At 50.7% G+C, this 25,795-nt stretch carries 21 protein-coding genes and 1 riboswitch; of the genes, 2 read left to right on the plus strand and 19 right to left on the minus strand.

The genetic code is table 11. The annotated features are described in order from the left end of the window. Positions 1–18: 18 nt before the first annotated feature. Together B5E82_RS12985 and B5E82_RS12990 are read right to left on the minus strand one after the other, a co-directional pair. A complete protein-coding gene (locus B5E82_RS12985) occupies positions 19–705 on the minus strand; it encodes a hypothetical protein (protein ID WP_087307989.1) in 687 nt (228 codons plus the stop codon). An 80-nt stretch (positions 706–785) separates the two neighbouring features. Beyond that, positions 786–1,445 (minus strand): signal peptidase I, encoded by a 660-nt coding sequence (locus tag B5E82_RS12990; RefSeq protein WP_087307990.1) that lies wholly within the window; start codon positions 1,443–1,445, stop codon positions 786–788. Positions 1,446–1,706: 261 nt separating this feature from the next. Between B5E82_RS12990 and B5E82_RS12995 the strand changes: the two genes are divergently transcribed. After that, positions 1,707–2,012, plus strand: a complete 306-nt coding sequence (locus tag B5E82_RS12995) for a helix-turn-helix domain-containing protein (RefSeq protein ID WP_087307991.1) — start codon at positions 1,707–1,709, stop codon at positions 2,010–2,012. A 100-nt stretch (positions 2,013–2,112) separates the two neighbouring features. On the opposite strand, the gene B5E82_RS13000 is transcribed toward B5E82_RS12995, so the two are convergent. From B5E82_RS13000 to B5E82_RS13040, 9 genes are all read right to left on the minus strand, one after another. Further along, entirely contained in the window at positions 2,113–2,748 is a 636-nt protein-coding gene (locus B5E82_RS13000) for a TIGR01906 family membrane protein (RefSeq protein ID WP_242966324.1), read from the minus strand. A 120-nt stretch (positions 2,749–2,868) separates the two neighbouring features. Further along, positions 2,869–3,969, minus strand: coding sequence for an Rpn family recombination-promoting nuclease/putative transposase (locus tag B5E82_RS13005; protein ID WP_087307992.1), 1,101 nt, complete (start codon positions 3,967–3,969; stop codon positions 2,869–2,871). 265 nt (positions 3,970–4,234) lie between these two features. Then, positions 4,235–4,933 (minus strand): DUF4340 domain-containing protein, encoded by a 699-nt coding sequence (locus B5E82_RS13010; RefSeq protein ID WP_087307993.1) that lies wholly within the window; start codon positions 4,931–4,933, stop codon positions 4,235–4,237. Continuing rightward, a complete protein-coding gene (locus tag B5E82_RS13015; protein ID WP_087307994.1) occupies positions 4,933–7,044 on the minus strand; it encodes a Gldg family protein in 2,112 nt (703 codons plus the stop codon). Before B5E82_RS13015 ends, B5E82_RS13010 begins: the two co-directional genes overlap by 1 nt. Further along, complete coding sequence (locus tag B5E82_RS13020) at positions 7,028–8,020, minus strand: ABC transporter ATP-binding protein (protein WP_087308036.1); 993 nt, start codon at positions 8,018–8,020, stop codon at positions 7,028–7,030. Before B5E82_RS13020 ends, B5E82_RS13015 begins: the two co-directional genes overlap by 17 nt. 293 nt (positions 8,021–8,313) lie before the next feature. Further along, the gene (gene dapB / locus B5E82_RS13025) at positions 8,314–9,069 is read right to left on the minus strand and encodes a 4-hydroxy-tetrahydrodipicolinate reductase (protein WP_087307995.1); all 756 of its coding nucleotides are present in this window, start codon (positions 9,067–9,069) and stop codon (positions 8,314–8,316) included. Between the two features lies 1 nt (position 9,070). After that, on the minus strand, positions 9,071–9,961 hold the full coding sequence (dapA, locus tag B5E82_RS13030; RefSeq protein WP_087307996.1) for a 4-hydroxy-tetrahydrodipicolinate synthase: 891 nt from the start codon (positions 9,959–9,961) through the stop codon (positions 9,071–9,073). Between the two features lie 305 nt (positions 9,962–10,266). Beyond that, positions 10,267–10,441, minus strand: a riboswitch (Lysine riboswitch). Positions 10,442–10,507: 66 nt separating this feature from the next. After that, entirely contained in the window at positions 10,508–10,993 is a 486-nt protein-coding gene (locus B5E82_RS13035; protein WP_087307997.1) for a cob(I)yrinic acid a,c-diamide adenosyltransferase, read from the minus strand. Positions 10,994–11,201: 208 nt separating this feature from the next. Then, positions 11,202–11,831, minus strand: coding sequence for a single-stranded DNA-binding protein (locus B5E82_RS13040; protein WP_087307998.1), 630 nt, complete (start codon positions 11,829–11,831; stop codon positions 11,202–11,204). A 275-nt stretch (positions 11,832–12,106) separates the two neighbouring features. Between B5E82_RS13040 and typA the strand changes: the two genes are divergently transcribed. Continuing rightward, on the plus strand, positions 12,107–13,933 hold the full coding sequence (typA, locus tag B5E82_RS13045; protein ID WP_087307999.1) for a translational GTPase TypA: 1,827 nt from the start codon (positions 12,107–12,109) through the stop codon (positions 13,931–13,933). A gap of 105 nt (positions 13,934–14,038) precedes the next feature. Here typA and B5E82_RS13050 read toward each other — a convergent pair whose 3' ends face one another. From B5E82_RS13050 to B5E82_RS13085, 8 genes are all read right to left on the minus strand, one after another. Then, positions 14,039–16,150, minus strand: coding sequence for a glutamine synthetase III family protein (locus B5E82_RS13050; RefSeq protein WP_087308000.1), 2,112 nt, complete (start codon positions 16,148–16,150; stop codon positions 14,039–14,041). 283 nt (positions 16,151–16,433) lie between these two features. Further along, positions 16,434–18,557 carry a glutamine synthetase III family protein gene (locus B5E82_RS13055; protein WP_087308001.1) on the minus strand — a complete coding sequence of 708 codons (2,124 nt, stop codon included), beginning with the start codon at positions 18,555–18,557 and terminating at the stop codon, positions 16,434–16,436. Beyond that, on the minus strand, positions 18,557–19,540 hold the full coding sequence (locus B5E82_RS13060; protein ID WP_087308002.1) for a diacylglycerol/lipid kinase family protein: 984 nt from the start codon (positions 19,538–19,540) through the stop codon (positions 18,557–18,559). The genes B5E82_RS13055 and B5E82_RS13060 overlap by 1 nt, the downstream gene beginning before the upstream one ends. After that, complete coding sequence (gene hisC / locus B5E82_RS13065) at positions 19,541–20,614, minus strand: histidinol-phosphate transaminase (RefSeq protein ID WP_087308003.1); 1,074 nt, start codon at positions 20,612–20,614, stop codon at positions 19,541–19,543. 50 nt (positions 20,615–20,664) lie between these two features. Further along, positions 20,665–21,570 (minus strand): DUF2156 domain-containing protein, encoded by a 906-nt coding sequence (locus B5E82_RS13070; protein WP_087308037.1) that lies wholly within the window; start codon positions 21,568–21,570, stop codon positions 20,665–20,667. Between the two features lie 80 nt (positions 21,571–21,650). Then, positions 21,651–23,081 (minus strand): hypothetical protein, encoded by a 1,431-nt coding sequence (locus B5E82_RS13075; protein ID WP_087308004.1) that lies wholly within the window; start codon positions 23,079–23,081, stop codon positions 21,651–21,653. Positions 23,082–23,090: 9 nt separating this feature from the next. Continuing rightward, complete coding sequence (locus tag B5E82_RS13080) at positions 23,091–24,572, minus strand: MBOAT family O-acyltransferase (protein WP_087308005.1); 1,482 nt, start codon at positions 24,570–24,572, stop codon at positions 23,091–23,093. Continuing rightward, positions 24,562–25,755: a pyridoxal phosphate-dependent aminotransferase gene (locus B5E82_RS13085; protein ID WP_087308006.1), complete on the minus strand. Its 1,194-nt coding sequence runs from the start codon at positions 25,753–25,755 to the stop codon at positions 24,562–24,564. Before B5E82_RS13085 ends, B5E82_RS13080 begins: the two co-directional genes overlap by 11 nt. Positions 25,756–25,795: the final 40 nt, after the last annotated feature.

A 25,795-nucleotide genomic window follows, 5' to 3' on the forward strand; every position in this document is an offset into this window, starting at 1 on the left:
TTCTGTAAATGTGACAAGTTAATCTACCTGTGTAGCGATTACGTTTGCTTCAATTGTAATCTTAGGTTCACTTCCATCTGTCTGAGCAAGAATACCAAGGTCTGTATCATGATTGTCACTGGAAGGATTGCTTCCTAACCCCAAGTCGTAAACTGCATCATCATCAAATGCCCATGCCCAATAAATATCGAACGCTTGGGATTCACCTGCTTTTAGCTCCACACCATCTTTTAATCCACCATCGACAACTCCAAAATTATTCAACTGATCAAGAGTATAATAGTTAGTGCCGTCCAGGGAGTATACAATCGGAATATTATTTGTTTTAGATTCGTTCAAATCTACATCAATGTGAGCTGTAACTTCCGACTCGTTCTCAACGTTTACTTCAAACACACCACCTGTACCTGGGGCGATGATCTTTTCGCCGTCTACTCCATTTACCACATTGGCATCATCACCCAATCCATCCCAGTCATCTCCAATTGTTTCAAACAGATCAAATGTAATTCCCTGTGACGTGTTAGTAGCAATCTCTTGCTCATTTACTTTAATCGACCACTTCGCTACTCTTGCCGTATCAGATCCACTGGCCGTAGAAGTGTACTTTGCCATCGTGCCGCTGATCAGGCAGGTCATAACCAGGCTGGCTGCCAGCATTCCACCTGCGACTCTCATTGTTTTGGAGCGTTTCTTACTTTCCATACATATCCTCCTTGTCTGACGTTTTCCGTCATAACATCTGCTATTTATGTAACAATTCTTTTTGTGGCGAAAAGAATGCGTTACCCCCGCTCATGGCCTTTTTCTTCACCCGGAAGGGATTTCCGTCTTCTTCTGTCCGTCCACCTGTCTGCCCAAACGGGTATCTGAAAACACAATAACATGATTACTATTGGCAGGAGCACACAGCCAACCATTCCTCTCGGAGTCTGAACATACATGACAAAATCTCCTGCCCTTCTTATATGCGCAACGTAGGAGCCCAAAATCTGCTCCTGTGTAATCTGAATTCCGTCAGGCGCGTTGTTCGCGTCACCCTGGGTTGTATACAAAACGGAACCGTCCTCTCCCGTTTCCACTCCCGTAATGCGATGCGTCACAAAGCCTGTACCACTTTGAAAGCACACAACATCCCCTTCCTGATAAGGCCCCTGATTCTCTCCTGCATTTTTGATAATAATTAAATCTCCCGTGTCAAAAAACGGAGACATACTACCCGACTGAACCGCCAGTGGAGTATAGCCCAGAAAATTGGGCGGAAGCTCCGGATGCATCAGAGACTGTACCAGCAACGTTATATTGACAAGCACCACCGGAAACAAAATAACGCACAGTACGGTACCGACGATATCAGCAAACTTTTTGACAGAACTCCCCTTGGGTGTCTTTTTCCTCCATTTATCTCTTGACCCATGCTTGATTTTCTTTATTTTTTCCTTCATCACTCTCGTTCCCTGTTAATCACTTCCACTAATCGTATTTATTATACGACAAAGCGTATTAATTTGCAACGATTTTACGTTATATTTTTTCGATATATCGCATTTCGCAAAATACCATCAGATTGTAGCTTTTTTCCAATAAATATATGTTTTTATAGTAACAATCAGCTTTCGTTAAATATTTACGATAAAACATATTATTTTATTACGAATTTTCTAATAATATTAACGATATAATTACATATTGCGAGGTGGTGAATCATGATTGATGTTTTAGATCGTATCTCTTATTACAGAAATAAAAGGGGATGGACAGAATATCAGTTATCTGTGAAATCCGGCCTGACTCAATCCACCATATCGTCCTGGTATCGCAAGAATTTGATTCCATCTATCCCTTCACTTGAAAAAATCTGTGCAGCTTTCGGAATCACTCTGTCTCAGTTTTTTGCCTCCGAAGATGACACTTTTACTCTGACCGATACACAAAGAAAACTGCTGGAAAATATCAGTCAGCTCAGCGAAGAACAGCAGAATGCCTTAATTTATTTTCTTGAAACGCTGTAATCAGGTCCCGGTAATATTTCTTTACGGATTTTCTTAACGCAAAAAGCTCCCTTTGATCCCGGCGGAACCAAAGGGAGCTTTTTGTCTCCAATTTTAATCACTATTTTTCTTTTCTGCGCAGCTTCCGGTACACCAGTCCACAGACCACACTTCCCAGCACTACACATCCAAGAATCAGCAGCGCGCAGTGCATGAAAAACGTATCCGGCAGAATGTTGATAACCGGATCTGTCGCCGGATCAAAGATCCAGTAATCATTGTTAAAAGCAATATGGTGGAGGGTCACAAAAGCCCAGTCCCAGTTCACCGCCACAAAAAGCCCTATCACAGCCGGCAGGGCGACCGCCAGAATCGAGGTCAGCTTCAGGTACAGATATTCTTTCCGGCGGCTCATCAGCCAGATCCCGGCAGCGCTTATCAGCACTCCTCCGATGGCCATATATTTGAACAGATTGAAAATATCCTTTACTTCCTCAAAATGAATCCGTCCGGACTCTGACATGGCAAGACTGGGAAATTCCAGAGGATCGTCTCCAAAGGACAGATTGTAGTCTATCAGCACATCGTAGTTTTCCCTGATCATTTCCTCCGAATAGCCTGTTCTCTCCGGAATATTCAGCGCGTTTATATCAGCATAATACAGGGGCCGGAAGGCCAGTGTAAATACAACCGACACCGAGATAATCGTCAGCGTCAGCACCAGAGCCATAAGTGTGTGAATCACTTTCTTTTTCATAAATAATCTCCTCATTTCTTCCTGTGTATAGAATTTCTGCCTGAGCACAATATTTCTGCCTGCCGGAAATTCCGGCAGGCAACAGACATCAAACGTACGTTTCTCTCTTCACTCCAATGCTCAAAGTCCGGCCTGCTCCTGGAACTGCTCTACGCTTTCTGCCTTTGCAGCCAGCTTCAGCCATATTCCAAGTTTCTCCATATCTGCAGTTCCCATAATCATATCCTGCAACTCCTGCGGCACTGTTCCCAGTTCCAGAAGCAGCTCCAGAACAGCTTCCGCTTTACCTTCGGCTTTACCCTCAGCCCGGCTTGCCCTTCGTGTTTCCTGCACATCATATGCCTCAAAACTGTCAAACAGCATCTGAAATTCGCCTCCTCTAATCTGATCCGTAAACTGCTCCACTTCCTTGCGGGGCACATTCAGGCGGTACAGAAAGACGGCTATGATTTTCCCAATCAGCTCCAGCAGGTACCGGGGTGTCTTCTCTGAGAGCTCCTCGAAATATTCCTGCGGGATTCCTTTCAGATTTTTAAAGTCCGCAGAACTCCGGAGCTTATTGATCAGCATAATCAGCGACAGCTCGTCTTTCTTTTCTATCAGTTCCTCGTTTGTATAAGAAGCCACAGGCACTACCACATACTCAAAATCCGGTATGTACCGCCCCAGCACATTGTTTAAATACACCCTGTCTTTAAAATTCCGGGCCGCTGTCCACCTGTCTGTCCCTTCATAATATACAACCGGCAGAATCGGCGGATAACAGAATTCTTTTGTGTGGGTAACTCCCGGCTTCTTCTTTTCCTGTTCGCTTTCGTAATCTGTCAGCACCATGACAATATAGCGCAGCAGCTTAAACGCCATATCATAATGCACCTTTGACTGATGCTCCACAATGGCAATCAGAAACAGCTCGCAGTCCTTCAGACGCACCTTTTTCACAGAGTCTGAATCACGCCCCTCCTGCCACATGGGCAGAAAGCGTTCCGAAATATCTTCAATATCCTCCGGCTGCACGTCCCTGAGAAGTTCGATATTCGTATAGCCCCGCAGAAACTGCGCGCATAGAATCGGATCATCAAAGATAAGCTTTGCGCCATTGTCGTGGGCTTTGGTGTTATTCACAGTGTGCTTCCCCGTACTGCTTACCGCGGGATTCCCTGCGTCGTTGAACGCACCTGCCGCAGTGCCGTCTTTTGTAATATCCTGTCTGCTTTCCATAACTTTTCCTCCTTTTCCCGGAGATATGAAAAGCGGACTCGTCTGCTGATTTTATTATAACACTAGAGAATGACAAAGAAAATCCCTTTTCATATTCCGTATATTTTGTCTGATTGTTACAATTTCATGGCTCCTGTCTGGGGATTATGATTTTCTGAATCGAAAATCCGGGAATTTTTGCTTTTGTAAAGCTGAAATCGACAGCCGGATAAAACTCAGCTGTCGATTTCAGTTTACATAATCTGTTGATAAATGTCAAGAAAATTTACTCGCCGGAAACTGTTTCCTCTTCCACAGACGATTCTTCAGCGCTCTCACTGCTTTCCTCTTCCGATGAATCGCTGCTGCTCTCGGCACTTTCTTCTTCCGCTGATGCGTCTTCACTGCTCTCCGCGCTTTCTTCTGAGGAGGCATCCTCTTCTTCCTCTTCTTCAGCCTCCAGATCGGAAAGCTGGCAGTCAAAGGCTGTCGCCAGATAGCTGTCTCCTGTATAAATACTGCCGCTTTCAGAGGTCATAAAATACAGATTTCCGTCTGAAGAATCATTTCCCAGGTAGACGGTAATTTCCTGGCCATCCTGAAGCGTAATCGAGATTGTGATAACCGGTTCCGCAAGGCCGTAGGCTTCCAGATCCTCCTGCTCTCCCAAATCGCGGACTGCGGTCAGCGGATTCAGCCGGTTGAAGAGCGCGCTCATGGAATCCTGATTCAGCTGGAAAGCCGGATCGTCTTCGCTGGTCCAGGTCTCCCCGTCATAGGCAAACTGAAGCGTGCCGTAGGAATTCTCCAGCCGCACCGTGCTGATATCCTCTCGCTCGATTTCCAGGACCGTGATTTCTTCTGTCTCTTCCTCCACATCCTCCCCGTTAAAGTCCGCTCTGAGCACCAGTACATAGGTCACCGCCAGAACCGCAAGCAACAGAACCGCCGCAATCATCCGGGTTCGTTTTTTCTTTTTTGTCATTATCGTTTCCTCCTCTGGAACCAGATCACGCCGCCCAGGCACAGCAGAAACAGCGGTATGATAATAACTGTAAGCAGTCCCCAGAAAATTGCGGAACCGGCTGTGACAGTCAGGTAAGAAACTGCCAGGCTTTTCGCTTCGATAGATACCGTGCTTTCATGATCCACAAGCTGGCTCAACACATTCATAAACAGCGTGCTGTTGCCGCCGGATACCATGCTGTCCACCTGCTCGTCAAGAAGTGTCTCCGATGAGAATACCACCAGCTTAGCTTCTGTTCCCGCTTCCTCGTCAATCGTTTTCGTTACAACTGCGGCAAGATCAAAGGGGCCGGCGATATCGCCTTCCTCCATTTCCAGATTTTCCGACTCCAGGTTCACCTTGGAGTAAGCCTCCGAAGAAGTGGTCAGCAGACTCTCATATGTCAGTCCGTCATCCGTCTCTTCTTCATCCTCACTGCTGCTTTCTGCCGCCGTTTCCGTCAGTCCTTCCGCAAACGCCATCATGACATAACGGGAGCTTACATCTGACGTATAATCCGAATAATTAATATTGGGAAGCAGATAATATGGATAATTGGTCAGATGGTGATCGCTGCTGCCTTCCAGCACAAGACCCTCCGCCACGGAAATTCCGTACTCCTCCAGAAGCGAATCCAGATTAGGCGTCTCCTGATCTGTGTAGCCGCGCAGGTAAATGACCCGGCCGCCCTGATCCATATAATCAGTTATCTTGTTTTTCTCATCCTCGGAAATATCCGAAAGCGGGCCGTAAATCAGAAGAACCGCCGCGTCCTCCGGCACCGCGTCATTAGTCAGAAGGCTCAGGGACTGAACCTCTATGTTTTCCTTCTCTATTGAAGAAGTCAGGGAGGAACCCAGCGCAGCCTCGTCATGTCCCTCCAATGTATAAAGAACAGGTATTTCCTCTGCCGTCACATAATCAATGGCGCTTGTGATCTGTCCCTCCCCGTCAAAGGAGTCCAGGCTGCTGCTGTAGGTAGAATAATCCATGGAATACTGATAGATATCATAATAGTCCACCGCCTTGGAACGTTCCTGTCCCACTACCAGCACGCTGTTTTCCGACAGGCTCTCATCGGTATACTGAGACACAAAATTCGGATACAGCACCGGGTCCCGGGTCTCTACGGTGATATGAGAAGAAAGTCCTTCATATCTCTCCAGAAGCTCCAGAAGCGTAGAGTCCTCGCCGCCCTGCTGGGCGATCAGGTAAAGGGTCACGTCCTCGTCAAGATTGGCCAGAATTTCTGCGGTCTGCTCTCCCGTGGTAAAAAGCTGCTGATCGCTGACGTCATATTTCAGATACTGTGAGGGCAGATGATTCGCAATCAGATTCACCAGCACCACCGCTATACAGGCAAAAGCCGACATACTGGCACGGTAAGTCCCATGCTTTTTATAGAGCAGCTGGACTGTCAGGAACAGGAACAAAAGCACTGCCGTGACATAATAGACTATGCCTGTCATGTCGAAAATGCCCTGTACAAAATTGATAAAGGGCTGGTAAATGCAGATGGCTGAAAGAATATCCGCCAGAATTCCTCCCGCTCCAATCAGGCTGGAGATACTCACAGACATATTCAGGAAAAAGAGCACGCCAAAGGTCAGAACCGCCGCAATCACCTGGCTCTCTGTCACAGCGGACAGAAACAGGCCGATAGCCAGGCAGGCCGCTCCAAACAGCGTGTATCCCAGAATCGACGTGTAGGCCATAGGCAGGGAAACACTGCCGAACTGAAGCAGAATCAGCGGATACAGGCATAGAATCAGCATGGGAATCAGGAAGATCGTGAGCATAGCCAGATACTTTCCCGCCACCACCTTCCAGATCTGCACCGGAGCCGTCAAAAGAAGCTGATCCGTCTTCTGACGCTTTTCCTCTGCCATACTCCGCATTGTCAGGATCGGAACCACAATAAGCAGAACAAAATACACTGACGACAGAACCACGCCAAAGACCGGGTAGCCGCCCAGCAGACAGTCCGCCACATAATACAGGCTGGCTACCGCCAGGAGCACCGCCATGAAAATATATCCTGTCATGGAGGTCAGATAGGCCCGCACTTCCTTTCTATAAATCGCCCGCATTCCGCTCTTCCTCCTCTCCGTTTTTATTTTCTTCCGCAGCCGCGCCGCCGGCTGCCGCCACTTCCGCTGTCGTCTCTTCTGCAGCTGTCTCTTCTGTCTCTGTTTCCTCCATCTCTGTTTCTTCTGTTTCTTCTGTCTCTTCTGTCTCTGCCGTCTCCGGATCTCCCGAGGTCAGCTCCAGGAACACATCCTCCAGAGAGGCTGCCGCCGTCTTAATCTCAAGTCCCTTCACCTTTTTCAAGAGCTCTCTCGCTTTCTCACAGGCCTCCCGGCTTCCGCGAATCTGAAGCTCCATCATATCCGAATTCTTCATATAATGCCCCAGGTTTTCCGGGGTATCGCTGGCCACCAGCTTTCCATGGGAAATAATCATCACATGATCACAGATGCTTGTGATCTCCGAAAGAATATGTGAGCTTAAGATAACCGTATGCTTTTTCCCAAGAGAACGGATCAGCTCACGAATCTCTATAATCTGTTTGGGATCAAGACCCACCATAGGCTCATCCAATATCAGAACCTCCGGGTCTCCCAGAAGGGCCTGGGCAAGGCCCACTCTCTGCCGGTATCCCTTGGACAGATGGCGTATCAGTCTGTCCTGCATTTCCCGAATCTGCGTCCGCCCCATCACCTTGTCAATTTCAGCGCCCCTCTTATCCTTTGATATTCCTTTCAGCTCTGCCGCAAATTCCAGATATTCCAGCGGCGTCATATCCAGATACAGCGGCGGAATCTCCGGAAGGTATCCTATGCACCTGCGTGCCTCCATGGGTTCCTCCGAAACATCGTGTCCATTGATGACGATCTGTCCCTCTGACGCGGCCAGATAACCGGTCAGCATATTCATGGTCGTAGTCTTTCCGGCGCCATTTGGCCCCAGAAACCCATATATCTGGCCCTTTTTCACACGAAAGCTCAGGTGATCCACAGCCACATGCTTTCCATACCGTTTCACCAGGTCTTTGACCTCTATCACATTCTTTTCCTCCTTCTGGCAGACTGTTTTTCCGTTCCGGCGTTTCCCTGCCCTGCGGTTCCAGAGCACATCCCCCTGCCAACTCAGGGTAAGTCAAATACCCCGATGTAAAATCGGGGTATTTGACCCTCGCGGCGTTCGCCAAATGGACGCGCGAGCGCGTCCGCTTGGCTCACTGCACGCGGGAATAAAAAAGGAATACTCCAGACAGACTGCGTAATCTATCTAAGAATATTCCTCTTTTGTGTATTTTCTGAAATCATTATGTGATTTTTCTGTGAAAGTTCTGTGTTCTACCCGATCACATCGCTCATATCATAGCGTCCCGCCGGCTTTCCTGCCAGGAACTTGGCCGCCTGGATGGCCCCCTTGCCAAAGACTGCCCGCGAATAAGCTCTGTGCTCAAAGGTAACCACCTCATCGGTACCCGCGAAAATAACGTCGTGATCTCCCACGATTGTACCGCCCCGGACAGCTGAGATTCCCAGTTCGCGGCTGTCCCGTTTCTGGCGTACCTGGCTTCTGTCATAAACATAAGTATAGACGCCGCCGGAAGCCTCATTGATGGCATCCGCCAGGGCGAGAGCCGTGCCGCTGGGCGCGTCCACCTTCTGGTTGTGATGCTTTTCCACAATCTCAATGTCAAAGCCCGCGGCTGCCAGCGTGGGAGCCGCTTCTTTCAGAATCTTCAGAAGAAGATTGATTCCCACGGACATATTGGCGGATTTCAGTACCGCCGTCTCTTTGGCCGCCTCTTCGACTTTTTTCAGCTGCTCTTCCGAAAGGCCTGTCGTGCAGAGCACCACAGGAGTCCTGTTCTCCACACACCAGGCAAGCAGCGCGTCCACTGCTCCGGCGTTGGAAAAATCAATCACCACATCTGCCTTTACGTCACAGTCCTCAATTTTTGAAAAGACCGGAAACGGATTCTCCCGGCCTGTGTACGCGTCCACGCCTGCCACAATCCTGGCGTCCGCGTCATTCTCCAGAAGTCCCGCGATCATCTGTCCCATACGGCCGTTGCAGCCGTGAAGCAGAATATCTGTCATTTTATTTCACCTCAATTCCAAAATCAATCATAGCCTTCTTCAGTTTTTCTTTATGCTCCGGCTCCATCTCCGTAAGCGGCATTCTCAAAGGTCCCGCTTCCCAGCCAAGCATATTCATGGCCGCCTTTACGGGAATGGGATTTACCTCGCAGAAAAGCGCGTCCACAAGAGGAAGGGCCTTCAGCTGAATCTCGCGGCTGCCCGCCACGTCGCCCTCCAGAAATTTCATAACCATGTCGTGGGTCTGCCGGGGAGCCACATTGGACAGCACGGAAATCACGCCAAGTCCGCCAAGAGACAGGATCGGAACTACCTGATCGTCATTTCCGGAATAAAGCTCAATCTGGCCGTCTGTAAGCCGCATCAGTTTCGCCACCTGTGAAATGTTCCCGCTGGCTTCCTTGATGCCAACAATATTTTTCACGTTTTTCACCAGATGCGCCGCCGTCTCCGGGAGGATATTGCATCCCGTCCGGGAAGGCACATTGTACATGATAATCGGAAGATTTACCGACTCCGCAATGGCCGTATAGTGGGCAATCAAACCTTTCTGGGTCGCCTTGTTGTAATAGGGCGTCACAATCAGAAGGGCGTCCGCTCCATATTTCTCCGCCTCCGTAGACAGATAGATGGCAGTCTCCGTACAGTTGGAACCGGTTCCCGCGATAACCGGCACGCGGCCCGCCACATGCTCAATCGTAAAACGGATAGCTTCCAGATGCTCCTCGTGTGTCAGTGTGGACGACTCGCCCGTCGTTCCGCAGATGACAATGGCATCCGTATGATTTGCTATCTGATCATCCAGTATCTCTGCCAGCTTCGGATAATTGATTTCCCCGTTCTCCTGAAACGGCGTAATAATTGCTACCGCTGCTCCCTTGAAAATAGACATAACTCTTCCTCCTTGTCCACCGCCTCTGCGGATATCCTGTGCAAAAATCTTTCGCAGGTCTCATTACTCTGCCCCAGGGGGCCTTCTCTTCCCCTTTTCAGCCATGAGCCCTGCACAGCCGGATTTTAAGAAAATCCGGCTCGCGGGCTTCGCCCTATGAAATCCTCCGGACAGTCCCCCTCTGTGAGCCAGCTCACCCGGAGGAACTGTCCGGAGTCTTTCGCAGGTCTCATTACCTTCGCGCAAAAAACGAGGCGTACTTTCTGAAGTACGCCCCAAAAGAATCAAATCCTTTATGCCTGTATTCTCTGGATAGCGCCCCATCAGAAACTGATGACAGTCATACCGTTCTTCACGGCATGCCCAAGAAACCGCCCGCAGGAAACGACCTCTTTCGGCGTCAGCCCCTTTCCCTCTTCTTCGTCTATGCCTGCCATATCCGAAAAGGTACTCCTGGAAAACGCAACCTCTATCTCGCCTGTTATTCAGTTATCATATTACCTGTGTCCAGAATAACACAGCCTGTCTGCCTTGTCAACCAACGGCTTACTTCAATGTGTTGATACGGAACACATCATCCGCATAGGGGTACAGTTCGTCAAACATCTGAATGCCCGTAAGCACCAGCTCCGTGTCCCCGTCGCCTGCCTCGATCAGCGCCAGCAGCTCCTCCAGCGTAATGATGCCCTTGTCCACAAGGCCCAGAACCTCATCCAGAATCAGAATATCGCAGCCATCCGTAGTCAGCACTTTTCTGGCAAAATTCAGGCCGTTTTTTATATTCATGACCTCTTCCTGCTGCTCTTCCGGTGAAAGAGACTGGTAATCCTTTTCTGATTTTTCAAAACAGAATACCTTGATCTCCGGCTCCAGCCGCTTGATAAAATCAATCCTCTCTCCCATCTTTCCTTTCAGGAACTGGATGATGATGACAGATTTTCCGGCACTGGCTCCAAAGATTCCCTGTCCCAAAGCTGCAGAAGTCTTGCCTTTTCCTCCCCCACAGAATATGGTAACATGCCCTTTCCCCATTTTACACTCCTTTCCTGTCCCCTTCCGGCAGACATGTGAATTCAGTGTTCTTCTCCTGAAGTGCCTTTTCTGGCAGAATTGTGCACAATTTCTGCCAGAATCAGGTATCATAATTGTCTATATCATACACCAATCATACATAAAATGCAAGATTCTTTCTAAGCGTATGCTTTGTTATGCTCTATTACGGCTGCTATTCACAGCGAACTTATGATTCCGCATACTCCAGCTTGCTGACGGATACCTCGTAAGCCACCCGTCTCTCAGACTCGGTCTCACTGATTTTTTTCACGTACTCCCGGCTCTGGATTCTGCCCCAGATCTGTACGCGGCCGCCCACTTCAAAGCCCGAGGCGAAACGCGCGTTCCTTCCCCAGCAGATACAGGGAATGTAATCCGACTTTCCATAGGGGCGGTTGACTGCAATCAGGAGATCCGCGATCTCCCGGCCGAGAGGCGTCTTCCGGTATACCGGAGCTTTACAGATATAACCGTCCAGAAAAATCTGATTGGTTTTCGCATTTTCCACTTCTTCCTCCAGGAATTCCACCTCCCTGGCAAAAACAGAAAGCACCAGCCGGTTTTTCTTCTCCTCATGCCTGTTATAGGAACGGAACTGTCCCGCCACGCGGATGAATTCTCCCGTGTAATCTTCCTCCACGTTGATCAGCCGTTCCGAAATCATGACTGGTATCACATCTGCTGAATCGCTCAGCCGGCGGACCAGCACGTCTACCATATAGAATCCCTCTCCAAATACCTCATGGCTGAATGTGAAACCTGACACGATCTCTCCGATTACAGACACCTGATTGTTCTCAATGACCTTATCTGACATAACGTTTGTTCTCCCTTCTTCTCCCCTGGCCTGCAGGTACGCGCGCTTTTTGCAGCCGGGGCCTTTGTATTTTCCGGTTTACTCCGGGCAGCACAGAGTATCCCTGCCGATCCCGCGCCGCCTTTATGATATATATGTCCCGTTTTCCGCTTTTAGAACCATTTTCCATAATTTTTTTTAATTTTTATTGTATTTGCGGCGGAATGTGGTAAACTGTATAAGTTAACGGGAAATCAGAGTAATACAAAGTAATACAAGTTATTGAGGAAACAGTTATGAAAAGAGAAGATGTTCGAAATATTGCGATTATTGCCCATGTAGACCATGGCAAGACCACACTGGTAGATGAACTTTTAAAGCAGAGCGGCGTCTTCCGCGCAAATCAGGAAGTAGCGGAGCGCGTCATGGATTCCGGAGACATTGAAAGAGAACGCGGAATCACAATCCTTTCCAAAAATACAGCCGTCACCTACAACGGCGTGAAAATCAATATTGTGGATACCCCGGGCCACGCAGACTTCGGCGGCGAAGTGGAGCGCGTCCTGAAGATGGTAAACGGCGTTATTCTGGTGGTGGACGCCTTCGAGGGCTCCATGCCTCAGACCAAATTCGTGCTGCGCAAAGCCCTTGAGCTTGACCTTCCGGTCATCGTCTGCATCAATAAAATCGACCGTCCGGAGGCGCGTCCTCTGGAGGTCGTGGACGAGGTTCTGGAGCTGCTGATGGATCTGGAAGCCTCTGACGAACAGCTGGACTGCCCCTTCCTGTTCGCTTCCGCGAAGGACGGATACGCTATGCGCAGCCTGGATGATGAGCCCAAAGACATGGCTCCCCTGTTCGAGACAATCATCGACTACATCCCCGCTCCGGAGGGCGATCCGGAGGCCGGAACACAGGTACTGATCAGCACCATAGACTACAATGAATATGTGGGCCGTATCGGTATCGGAAAGGTAGACAACGGCACCATCCGGGTCAACCAGGAAATGGTCATCGTAAACCATCATGATCCGGACAAAATGAAAAAGGTAAAAATCAGCAAGCTTTATGAGTTTGACGGCCTGAAAAAAGTGGATGTGCAGGAAGCCACCATAGGCTCCATCGTGGCCATTTCCGGTATCGCGGACATCCATATCGGAGACACCCTCTGCTCCCCGGAGAACCCCCAGGCTATTCCCTTCCAGAAGATCTCCGAGCCCACGATTTCCATGCAGTTCATGGTCAACGACAGCCCGCTGGCCGGCCAGGAGGGAAAATACGTCACCTCCCGCCATCTGCGTGACCGCCTGTTCCGGGAGCTGAATACGGACGTGAGCCTCCGGGTGGAGGAGACGGATTCCACCGAATGCTTCAAGGTATCGGGCAGAGGAGAGCTTCACCTGTCCGTCCTGATTGAGAGCATGCGCCGGGAAGGCTACGAATTTGCCGTCAGCAAGGCTGAGGTAATCTACCATACAGATGAAAACGGAAAGAAGCTGGAGCCCATGGAGCGGGCCTATATCGACGTGGACGACGAGTACGCCGGAAACGTCATTCAGAAGCTGGGCGAGCGCAAGGGCGAGCTTTTGAACATGCACAGCAACGGCAGCGGCTCCACCCGGCTGGAATTCCTGATCCCGGCCAGAGGCCTGATCGGATACCGGGGCGAGTTTCTGACAGATACCAAGGGCACCGGCGTGTTGAACACCATCTTTGACGGCTACGGTCCCTATAAGGGAGATATCCAGTACCGTAAGCAGGGTTCCCTGATCGCTTTCGAGGCAGGAGAAGCCATCACCTACGGCCTCTTCAACGCTCAGGAGCGCGGCACCCTCTTTATCGGGCCTGGCGAAAAGGTATACGCCGGCATGGTCATCGGACAGAACGGCAAGGCCGAGGATATCGAGCTGAATGTCTGCAAGACCAAGAAGCTGACCAATACCCGTTCCTCCAGCGCGGATGAGGCGCTGAAGCTGACGCCGCCCCGGATCTTAAGCCTGGAGCAGTGCCTGGAATTCATTGACACGGACGAGCTTCTGGAGGTTACTCCCAAAAATCTGCGTATCCGGAAAAAGATTCTGGACCCGACCTTGAGAAAGCGGGCAGCCATGAAGAAATCCTAATTCCGCCTCCTGCAGCGGAAAAAGACCGGGACCGGCAGAGGAAATATCTGCCGGTCCCGGTCTTTTTCTGTTTACAATGGAAGAATTCTAAGATTTCTTTCTGTCTTATACTTCAAACATCAGATCGCCATAGGAAGGCATGGGCCACATTTCCTTATCCACAATCATCTCCAGCTTATCTACCGGAGAACGAAGCTCCTCCATAGCCGGAAATACTTCATCATGGAAGTAGCGCGCCAGTTCTTCTCCTTCCGGAATCTCCGCGGATTTGCCATCCAGCTCAACCAGCTTTGCCAGCGCTTCTTTCGTCTCTGAGAGAAGCGCGGAGGTTTCGTTCAGAAGCTCTATCTGCACATTTGCTACAGCTCCGGCCGTCATCACGGAATTTACCGTATCTGCCAGAGTCTTTGTATATTTCACCACAGCCGGAACGATCTGTTTGCTGGCAATATCAATCATTGCCTTGGCTTCGATATTGATAGCCTTTGCGTAAGTCTCATACTGGATCTCCGCGCGGGATTCCAGCTCAGCTTTTGTAAATACATGGAACTTCTCAAACAGAGCTACCGCCTTTTCCGTGGTCAGAGCAGGAATTGCGTCTACCATGGACTTAATATTCGGCAGGCCTCTGCGGGCTGCTTCTTCTACCCATTCTTCGGAATAGCCGTTTCCGTTGAAGATGATTCTCTGATGCTCTGTCAGGTAGGTCTTGATCAGGTCATGAACCGCCATATCAAAATCATCCGCCTTTTCCAGCACATCGCAGGCATCGGAAAACGCTTCCGCTACAATGGTATTCAGCACGGTATTGGGTGCCGCGATGGAATCTTTGGAACCTACCATACGGAACTCAAACTTATTTCCGGTAAAGGCAAAGGGTGAGGTCCGGTTGCGATCCGTGGCATCCTTTGTCAGATCCGGCAGCGTCTTCACGCCCGTCTCCAGCTTGCCGCCCTCTTTGGAATGGGTCGCTTCTCCGGTGCTCAGCAGCTGTTCTACCACATCCTGAAGCTGCTCACCCAGAAATACGGAAATGATAGCGGGCGGAGCCTCGTTGGCTCCCAGACGGTGGTCATTTCCCACATCAGCCGCAGACTCACGAAGCAGATCCGCGTGGATGTCCACAGCTTTCAGAATGCAGGCAAGCACCAGAAGGAACTGAATGTTCTCATGGGGCGTCGTGCCCGGATCGAGCAGATTGATACCGTCGTCTGTCGTGATAGACCAGTTGTTATGCTTTCCGGAGCCGTTCACGCCTGCAAAAGGCTTCTCATGAAGCAGGCACTGGAGGCCGTGTCTGCATGCCACCATCTTCAGAGTCTTCATGACAATCTGGTTGTGGTCTACGGCCACATTGGCCTCTGTGTAGATGGTAGCCAGCTCGTGCTGCGCCGGAGCCACCTCATTGTGCTGGGTCTTGGCTGTGACACCCAGCTTCCACAGCTCCTCATTTACTTCTTTCATAAACGCGGCGATGCGCTGACGGATGGTTCCGAAATAGTGATCGTCCAGTTCCTGTCCCTTGGGCGGCATGGCTCCGAACAGGGTGCGTCCGGTATAAATCAGGTCCTTTCTCTGGAGATATTTCTTCTTATCAACCAGAAAGTATTCCTGCTCCGGTCCTACGGAAGGCGTTACCTTCTTTGAGGTGGTGTTTCCAAACAGACGCAGCAGGCGGAGAGCCTGGCTGTTGATTGCTTCCATGGAACGCAGCAGCGGCGTCTTCTGATCCAGCGCTTCTCCGGTATAAGAGCAGAAAGCAGTCGGAATGCAGAGTGTCGCGCCCGCGGCGTCCTGTCTCACGAACGCGGGAGAGGTGCAGTCCCAGGCCGTATAGCCTCTGGCCTCAAAGGTGGCGCGCAGGCCGCCGGACGGGAATGAGGACGCGTCCGGTTCACCCTTAATCAGCTCCTTGCCGGAAAAGCTCATCAGAACCTTTCCCGTTTTATCCGGGGCACTGATAAAAGAATCATGCTTCTCAGCCGTCACACCTGTCAGAGGCTGGAACCAGTGGGTGTAATGGGTCGCTCCCTTCTCGATGGCCCACTCCTTCATCTCATGAGCGACTACATCAGCCGTAGCCAGATCAAGCTCTTTTCCTTCCTCAATGGTTTTCTTCAGTTCTTTGTAAACCTTCTTGGGCAGACGCTCCTGCATCACTGCGTCGTTGAATACATTAGAGCCGAAAATCTCTGTTACATTCGTAAACTCTTTCATAATACCCTCCTTAGACAAAAGCAGCCAGAATCCGGTGAAAACCGGACAGGGGAAGCAGCTTCCTCTATCCGCCGCGATACCGCGGATGTATCACGCAAAAAAAGAAGGGCATTCCATCTCTGGAACGCCCTCGTTCATCTCGTGCTTTTTATATTTTCCTATACCATACACGAAATTTTTTTAAAAAGCAAGCTTTAAAGCAAATACCGTTGTTTTTGTTTTTTTTAAGTTCTGCGCCGGATATTTTTCTGTTTTCCGCACGCAGCGCCGTATTATTTGCGGTTTACACTTCAAATAAGAGATCTCCATAGGACGGCATGGGCCACATATCCTTTGCCACCAGCATCTCCAGCTTATCTACCGGACGGCGCAGCGCTTCCATGGCAGGAACCACCACGTCCTGAATATAGACGGCGCGCTCCCGTCCCTCTTCCTTGGAAGACGCGTTCTCTGTCACCTCTGTCAGCTCCTTCAGAGCAGCCTTTGTGGCGGCCAGCAGGGAAGAGCACTCTTTGAGCAGCTCAATCTGTACGCTGATATTGGCCTCCGTACATGCTTCCCGGATCTGGTTGATGGATGTGGCAAGAGCAGTCGTATACTGCAGCACCGCCGGAATGATATGCTTGCTGGCAATATCAATCATGGAGCGGGCCTCAATGTTGATGGCCTTGGAATAGGTCTCATACTGAATCTCCGCGCGGGATTCCAGTTCAGCCCGGGTAAAGACGCTGAATTTTTCAAACAGATGTACCGTCTTCTCTTCCGTCAGGACAGGGATGGAATCTACCATGGTCCGGATATTCGGCAGTCCTCTTCTCTTCGCTTCCTCCACCCATTCCTCAGAGTATCCGTTTCCGTTAAATACAATCCTCTGGTGTTCAGAAGCATACTTCTTGATCAGGTCATGGACCGCCATGTCGAAATCTTCCGCCTTCTCCAGCACATCGCAGGCATCGGAAAACGCTTCCGCCACAATGGTATTCAGCACCACATTGGGCTCTGCCACGGAATCCCGTGATCCTACCATGCGGAATTCAAATTTATTTCCGGTAAAAGCGAAAGGAGAAGTCCGGTTCCGGTCCGTGGCATCCTTCGCAAAATCGGGCAGCGTGCGCACACCGGTGTGCAGATGTCCGCCCTTCAGGCTGTGGGTCGCCTCTCCGGTACTGATCAGTTGCGCCAGCACATCCTCCAGCTGCTCGCCCAGATAGACGGAGATGATGGCAGGCGGAGCCTCGTTCGCGCCCAGACGGTGATCATTTCCCACATCCGCGGCAGACTCCCGAAGAAGGGCCGCGTGAGTATCCACTGCTTTCAGAATACAGGTCAGCACCAGAAGGAACTGCACGTTCTCATGGGGCGTCTTGCCCGGGTCCAGAAGATTGATGCCGTCATCCGTGGTCAGGGACCAGTTATTGTGCTTTCCGGAACCATTCACTCCCGCGAAGGGCTTCTCATGCAGCAGACACTGAAGACCATGCTGGTAGGCCACCTTTTTCAGGGTCTCCATAATCAGCTGATTGTGGTCCACAGCCACGTTGCACTCCGCGTAGATGGGCGCCAGCTCGTGCTGTCCCGGCGCCACCTCGTTGTGCTGGGTCTTGGCAGATACGCCAAGTTTCCAGAGTTCCCGGTTCACATCATCCATGAAGTCCGCAATCCGCTCGCGGATAACGCCAAAATAATGATCGTCCAGCTCCTGGCCTTTGGGCGGCATAGCTCCGAACAGAGTTCTTCCCGTAAAAATCAGATCCTTGCGCTTCAGATATTTTTCTCTGTCCACAAGGAAATACTCCTGCTCCGCTCCCACAGAAGGAGTCACCTTATGAGAGGTGGTATTGCCGAACAGGCGCAGCAGACGGAGCGCCTGCTTATTGACCGCCTGCATGGAACGCAGAAGCGGCGTCTTCTGATCCAGGGCCTCTCCTTTGTAGGAACAGAAGGCCGTCGGAATATAGAGGATCGCTCTGGAGCCGTCCTCGCTCTTTTTTACAAAGGCAGGAGAAGTGCAGTCCCAGGCCGTATAACCTCTGGCCTCAAAGGTCGCGCGCAGGCCTCCGGACGGAAAAGAAGAAGCATCCGGCTCGCCCTTTACCAGTTCCTTTCCGGAAAACTCCATGAGTACCTTTCCGTTGGTCTTCGGAGCGGACAGGAAGGCGTCATGCTTCTCCGCAGTGGCTCCGGTCAGCGGCTGAAACCAGTGGGTATAATGGGTCGCCCCCTGTTCCAGAGCCCACTCCTTCATCTCATGGGCCACCACATCCGCCACGGCCAGATCAAGCTCCTTGCCCTCCCGGATCGTCCGTTTCAGCTCCTGATAAATCTTTTTCGGAAGCCGTTTCTCCATCACAGCGTCGTTAAATACATTTTCTCCGAAAATCTCAGAAATCATCGTCTTTCCTTCCATTACTCTCTCCCTGCTCTTTCTTCTATTCTTTCTTCTGTTTTTTCCTCTGTTTTTATCTCATCCCGCTTCAGGCTTTCCAACATGTCTGAAGCGATTCGAATCTCTACTGCCCGCGGATGATTGGAAATCTCCGCTCTCGTATACTCTCCGCCGAATTCTCCGTCCAGCGACCAGGACACCGGTTCCTCCGCCTCCACCACTACGCGGGCGCTGCGGAATGAATACATATACTTTGTATCAATCTGTGAAATGGTAAGGGCCGCAAGAATCTCCTGCAGCTCCATGGCATTTCTGGGACGCTGGATAAAGGTCACCTCATAAATTCCATCGTCAAACACCACGTTTTTTCCGATGATGCTCTTGAAACCGCCTACAGACCTGGAATTGGTCACCATGCCAAACAGGAAATCCCCCTCAAAGCTCATTTCCTCGCTGGTCACCTTCATATAATAGGATTTTACGCTGGTCAGCCGCTTCATTCCCTCCAGAATGTAGGCCATATGCCCCAGGACATTTTTCATCTCCTGCTTCGTAGTGTAGGATACATCGGTAAAAATCCCAAAAGCTGCCACATAGATAAAGTTCCGGTCATTGAACGCTCCCACATCCACCGGAAAATTTTCTCCCCGCACGGCGATCTCCGCCGCCTGCTGCATATTGTTCGGCAGCTGCAGAGAACGGGCGAAATCATTGCAGGACCCTGCCGGAATATAACCGATGGGAAGCTTCTGTTCTCTCTGCATCATTCCCGTAACTACTTCATCCAGCGTCCCGTCTCCTCCGCTGCATACCACCAGATCGTAGCCCTCCGGAAGATCCCGAATCTGTTCGATGGCATCCCGGGGCCCCCGGGTCGGATAGACTGTCAGCTCGTAATCTGCGTCTGCAAGAGTCTGCAGAATTCCGTACATTTTACCGCGTATATTTTCCTTGCCCGCATGTGGGTTGTAGATAAAATAAAGCTTTTTTGCCGGGCGTCCCACTTACTCTCTCTCCTTCTTTCCATTCAGATATCTGTTCAAAAATTCCAGAAGCGCGTCCATCTCCTCATCCGTTCCCACCGTAATCCGAAGATAATTGTCGATTCCGGGAGAGGAAAAATATCGTACATAGATATTCTGTTCCTTCAGCGCCTCAAACAGTTCTCTGGCCGGACAGCTTTCATGGGAGGCAAAGATAAAATTCGCTCTGGAGTCCGGGAAGGAAAATCCAAGAGCAGAAAGCTCCTTTTTTACCCTCTCCCGCGTATTCACAATCTTTCCCACCGTCTCCTGAAAATAAGACCGGTCTTTCAGTGCCGCCGCCCCCAGCTTCAGTGACGGCAGGTTCATAGTATAAGAGTTAAAAGAATACTTCACATCATTCAGATACCGAATCAGCGCCGGCTGCGCGTAAGCAAACCCTATGCGCATTCCCGCCATAGAGCGGGATTTGGAAAAGGTCTGCACTACCATCAGATTCTCATACCGATCCACAAGTTCCATCGCAGAAGGGCCTGCGAAATCCACATAAGCCTCATCCACGATCACCACAGAGTCCGGGTTGCGCGCAAGAATCTCTTCCACTCCGTCAAGCTCCATATAAATACCGGTGGGAGCGTTCGGATTCGGGAAAATAATGCCTCCGTTTTCCGCAAAATAATCTTCCTTCACCAGCCGGAACTCCTGATCGAGAGCCGGACGCCGGTACGGAATCCCGAAAAGCTCCGCCCAGACGCTGTAAAAGGAATAGCTGATGTCCGGAAATAGAATGGGCTTCTCTGAGTTGAAAAAGGTCTGAAAGGCCATGGCAATCACGTCATCTGAGCCCACCCCCACAAAAAAGCGCTCTCTGTCCTTTCCGTAATACTCCGCCAGAGCGGTAATCAGCTCCGAGGCTGACGGGTCCGGGTACAGACGGAAGCTGTCAGCCTTCAGCCCTTCCAGCGCCTTCTGCACTTCAGGCGAAGGAGGGTATGGATTCTCATTTGTGTTCAGCTTAATCATACCCGGACGGTTCGGCTGTTCTCCCGGTGTGTAGGGAACCACCCTCCGGACATGCTCTTCCCATTTTTTCATAAGACTTTCTGACTCCTCTTTTCTCAGCGCTCCAGCGCTATTCTTCTATCTTACAAAAGTCCGCGCTCTCTTACAACCCCTTTTTCGATTAAAAAGACAGGTTTATAGGACAATTTTGCCTGGCGCAGTCCTTCTTCCCCCACATCGTCCTCCCGGTTCATATACTGAAAGCCTTTTCCCTCATGAATGGCAAACTGCTGGTTGATCATGGTATAGGCTCCCTGAATGTCTGAAAATGCCTTTTCAATATGGACAACCAGAGTATCCTGACGCATACCCACCGGTTCTCCCACAGTAAAAGCCACAATTTCTCCATTCACCCGCAGGGCGCCGCCCCGCATCTCCAGCTCTTCAAACAGCCGGAGGAAATTCAGAGTCACGCAGATCTCTGCATGCTTCTCCTCGTCCGCCTCGCATCCGTTCAGCTCCCGCCAGCGCAGCGCCATCTGAAAGCATTCCTCCACATTGTCCTTTGTGATAGGCTCATAACTCCAGTCCGGATAAAGGCTCTTAAACTTGTTGACATGATTCTTTTTGCTGTGCAGCTTCTTTCCGGAAAGAGACGCCAGCTTTTCCGTCTCATACACATAATCCGCGTAATCTCTCTCATAGCGGATGTCAAATCTTCCCGGATACAGCTCTTCCAGCTTCGCGAAATCCTCTTTCGTAATATTGTGAAGCTGAAACGGCACCTGCTTTTCCCTGCAGTGGGCCATCAGCGTCTCCAGACAGGCCTTAAGGTCTCCGGGACCTACCGGAAAGGTATAAGAATAGACTCCGTCCACCTCTCCAAAGATCAGCATATCATCCACAATTGTGAAACCAGTCCCGTAATGCCTGGACCAGAGATAGGTATTGGCAAAGGTCATTTCACAGCTTCTTGTATCCGCGTATTTCAGGTAACTGTTTATCAGGTCCCGGTCTTCCAGCTCCGGGCGTTTCATTTTAATTTCCATAAGACTCCTTTTTGCTCTTTTTGTTCCGGCCGCATTTTCCGGCAGACAGCGGGCTTCCATCCTGTCCCACGCCGTTTCTTCTATCTTACGCAGGAATACCCATCTGCAGCGCTGAATCCCACTGCTGTCACCAGGCTCTCTGTAAAATGGTCGTACACCAGCACGTTCAGCCCGTCTGCCGCTCGAATCTGATTCTCTCCTTCATAAAGGAATATCATTCCACCGGGGCTCACCGTCACTTCCAGGTCGGAATGCTCCCATTCCAGATGGCAGAAACCGTCTGTCCCGGCTGGAAGAACCGTCTCTCCGTCTGCTCCGCCGATATAGACGCCGCCCTGCTCCGCAATCACTTCCGGAACCCCAATTTCTGTAAGCGTCTCTTTCAGCGGCTGCTCCCCATTATCATAATTTCCGTTCAACGAAATCACATACGTATAGTATCCGTCTCCGCTTTCCGGCAGCAGCTGCAGCAGGTCATACCAGCCCTCTTCCTCTGCAAGAAGCTGGTTCTCGTATTTCTGGTTCCAGTCCGCCGCATTCTGATCCCAGCTGGCATAAAGTTCGCCGCCCCGTCTGTCCGGCAGTTCATACATCTCTTTCAGCCAGGACGCCAGCCAGGCACTGAGCTTTGTAGAACCACGGTAATTCAGATGGGACGCCTCAGCAAAGTCCGAAGCCGGATCAAGCCCAAGATCCTCATACATCTGGTTGAAATCCAGAAAGGGCACCCCTTCCTCCGCCGCGATTTCCGCGCAGCGGTTAAAAACTGCCTGCTCACTTTCTATGATTCCCTGATAAGGAGAAATCATAAACACAAGAGGGATGTCTTCTTCCTTCGCCAAAGCAATGATCTTCCTCAGATATTCTTCCGACTTTTCCGAAAGCTCCCCAATCTCCGCCACCTGGCTCATATCCGGCATACTCTCAAAGGATTTCGTCACAAAAAGCGGATAAAAACCTTTGGAGGCGCTGCCGTTGGGATCTCCCCCATAATCCGCAAAATCCGCCCGTGACAGCTCTGTATAGCGGGAATGATAGACAGGGTAACCCAGAAGGTAGTCTGCCACATTTTCTTCCGCTGTGCTGGCTTTCAGGTTTTCCACCTTCTCCTCCGAAAACTTCATGCCGAAGGTGTTCGTAACCGTTCTGGCTTCTTCGATGTAGTCCCGGTCCTCTATGGCGCGTACAAGCTCCACCACCATCACTTTCGGACGCTGATATTTCAGGCTTTCTTTCATATAGTAGTAGGTATTCCAGAGAGGCTGAAGGCTTCCTGCCAGGTCATAGGAGGGAATCCCCGCCTCTTCCCAGAGCACGGCCGGATTAATATCCGAATAGGTATGGCTGCTTCCATAGAACATGACATCGATACTTCCCGGCTCCTGCTCGTAAAAAACTTCCATGGGAAGAATTCCATCCTCCTGCTTCAGGCTGAATATATCATTCAGTTTCCACAAAAAGGCCGCCGCAAGGGCAAGAAATACCACTGTGCCGATTATCTTCTTCTTCATCCCGCACTCCTAAAACTGAAAATAGATAAACTGCTGCGCGTCATATCCCGGACCGTAGATTCCAAAGACAGCCACGGCGCCGATGAGGGCCAGAAGCACGGCCCAGCGGAACCAGAGATTCTGCTCTGCAAGGAAGGCATCCAGCTGCTGCTTTCTGAAATACCGCACCAGCTCCACAAGGAAAAGAGCCGCAAGGCTCACAATGAGCACATTCATCTCTGTTCTGTCAAGGCCGAGATTGTAAAGCTCGCCGTTAAAGAAAGACCAGAAATCCGGCTTTGTGACCATGCGCCGTATATAGTCAAAAGCCGTTCCGATACTGGGCGACCGGAAAAAGATCCAGGCAAACGCCGTAAGCCCAAAAGTCACAAGCACCTGGCCCAGGCGATAACTGAGAGCCTCCGTCTTCGTGTGCAGTTTTTCGTTTATCTTTTCCTTTACACCCTTCAGCTCGTACCCGATGATCTGATAGAGACCGTGGAGCCCTCCCCAGGCCACATAACTCCAGCTGGCGCCGTGCCAGAGGCCGCTCACCAGAAAGGTGGCCATCAGGTTGAAGTACCTCCTGATCTTCCCGCACCGGCTTCCGCCAAGGGGAATGTACAGGTAATCCCGGAACCAGCTGCTCAGGGAAATGTGCCACCTTCTCCAGAATTCCCGCATGGACCGGGAGAAATACGGCGTATTGAAGTTCTCCGTAATGCCGAAATCAAGCACCTTTGCCACTCCAAACGCCATCAGGGAATAGCTGGTAAAATCACAGTAAATCTGAATGGCATAGGCGGCCGCTCCCGTCATCAGGGCAAACATTTCGTACATCCGGTAATTGTCAAAGACCTGGTCCGCCAGAATGGCAATCCGGTCCGCAATGACCATTTTCTGAAACAGGCCGAACAGAATCAGCGTCAGCCCATCCCTTACCCGTTCAAATTTCCACAGCGCTTTCTCCGGCAGCTCCCGGATCTGGCGGAGCAGGCCAGTGGATCGCTCAATCGGGCCGGAGAGAATCACCGGAAAAAACGACACAAACAGACCATATCGCAGGATGTTCCGCTCCGGTTCCGTATCGCCCCGGTATACATCCACCAGATAGCCAAGGGCCTGAAAAGTATAAAAGGATATACCCAGAGGGAGCGCAAAACGGAAGGGGCTTGATACCGCGCCGAACCCCAGCGCTCCCAGCGCCGTATTCAGGTTTCCCAGCAGAAAATCAAAGTATTTAAAAAGCGCCAGAACTGCCAGACAGGCCGCAAAGACCAGAGCCAGAACTGCCTTTTTCCTGTTTTCCGGCACTCTTCCCAGAAGCAGTCCTCCCGCATAGGTCACCACAGTGGTAAAAAGCAGCAGCACCGCGTATTTGGGATTCGCGCTCATGTAGAAGACATAGCTTGCAAGCAGAAGCCAGAGACAGCGCAGCTTTTTCGGTATAACAAAATAAATCAATGCTGCCGCAGGGAAAAAGACAGCAAACTGCAGGGAATTAAACAGCATTCGTTCTGTAGTCCTCCATCAGCTTCTCAAAAGCCGGCATAGCGTTTACAATCGTCTTTTCCGAAACACAGTACGCAATACGCACATAGCCCGGGCAGCCGAAATCATCACTGGGCACCAGCAGCAGGTCATACTTTTTCGCATGCTCGCAGAAAGCGTATGCGTCCGGCTCCAGAGCCTTCACAAAGAGATAAAACGCTCCCTGAGGCGGCACACAGGTATAGCCCAGCTTCTCCAGGCCGCCCATCAGAAGATCCCGGTTGCGGCGGTAGGCAGACAAATCTCCCGTATCCTCCACGCATTTCTCAATCACCTTCTGGAACAGGATCGGCGCGCACACGTAGCCCAGCACTCTGGCCGCGCCCGCGATCGCGGGCGCCACATGGGCATGATCCGCAATACGGTCCGGAATCACAATGTAGCCAATCCGCTCTCCCGGCAGAGACAGGGACTTACTGTAGGAGTAGCAGACCAGCGTATTCTCATAATATTTTGTCAGGTAAGGCACCTGAATATCATCATAGACGATTTCACGGTAGGGCTCGTCCGTGATCAGGTAGATAGGAGAACCGCATTCTTCAGATTTTCTGCGCAGAATCTCCCCCAGCCTCTTCACCGTCTCTTCTGAATATACGACACCGGAAGGATTGTTCGGCGTATTTACAATTACCGCTTTTGTCTTCGAAGTAATCATACCTTCGAAAACGTCTGTATCAATCTGAAAATCCGGGATTCTCGGCGGAACCACCTGAAGCGTCGCTCCGGTCGCCTCCACCCAGCAGCGGTACTCCGTGAAGAACGGCGCAAAAGTAATCACCTCATCCCCCGGATTGCACAGGGCCTTCAGACAGATGCTCAAGGATGCTGCCGCCCCGCAGGTCATAAAAATATTGTCTGCCGTAAAAGTCTCCCCGAATCTCCGGTTCAGAGACTCCGCGATCACCGCCCGCACCTTCGGATCGCCGGGCGCCGGAGAATAGGCATGAAGGTTCTCCGCCGGTTCCTCCAGGAGTTCCAGAATCGCCTGCTTTACCGAAGGCGGCGCCGGAATGCTGGGATTGCCCAGACTGAAATCATAGACCTTATCCTCTCCCACCTCCGCTTTTCTCTTCAGGCCAAAAGAAAATATCTCTCTGATGATGGAACTTTTGCTTCCTAATTCATAACACTCCTGTGAAATCATTGGTACATCCTCCTTTTCTCTGTTCGAAGTTCTATTAAAA

It is taken from the genome of Lachnoclostridium sp. An138 (genome assembly GCF_002160765.1).
Classification (GTDB): Bacteria; Bacillota; Clostridia; order Lachnospirales; family Lachnospiraceae; genus Laedolimicola; species Laedolimicola faecalis.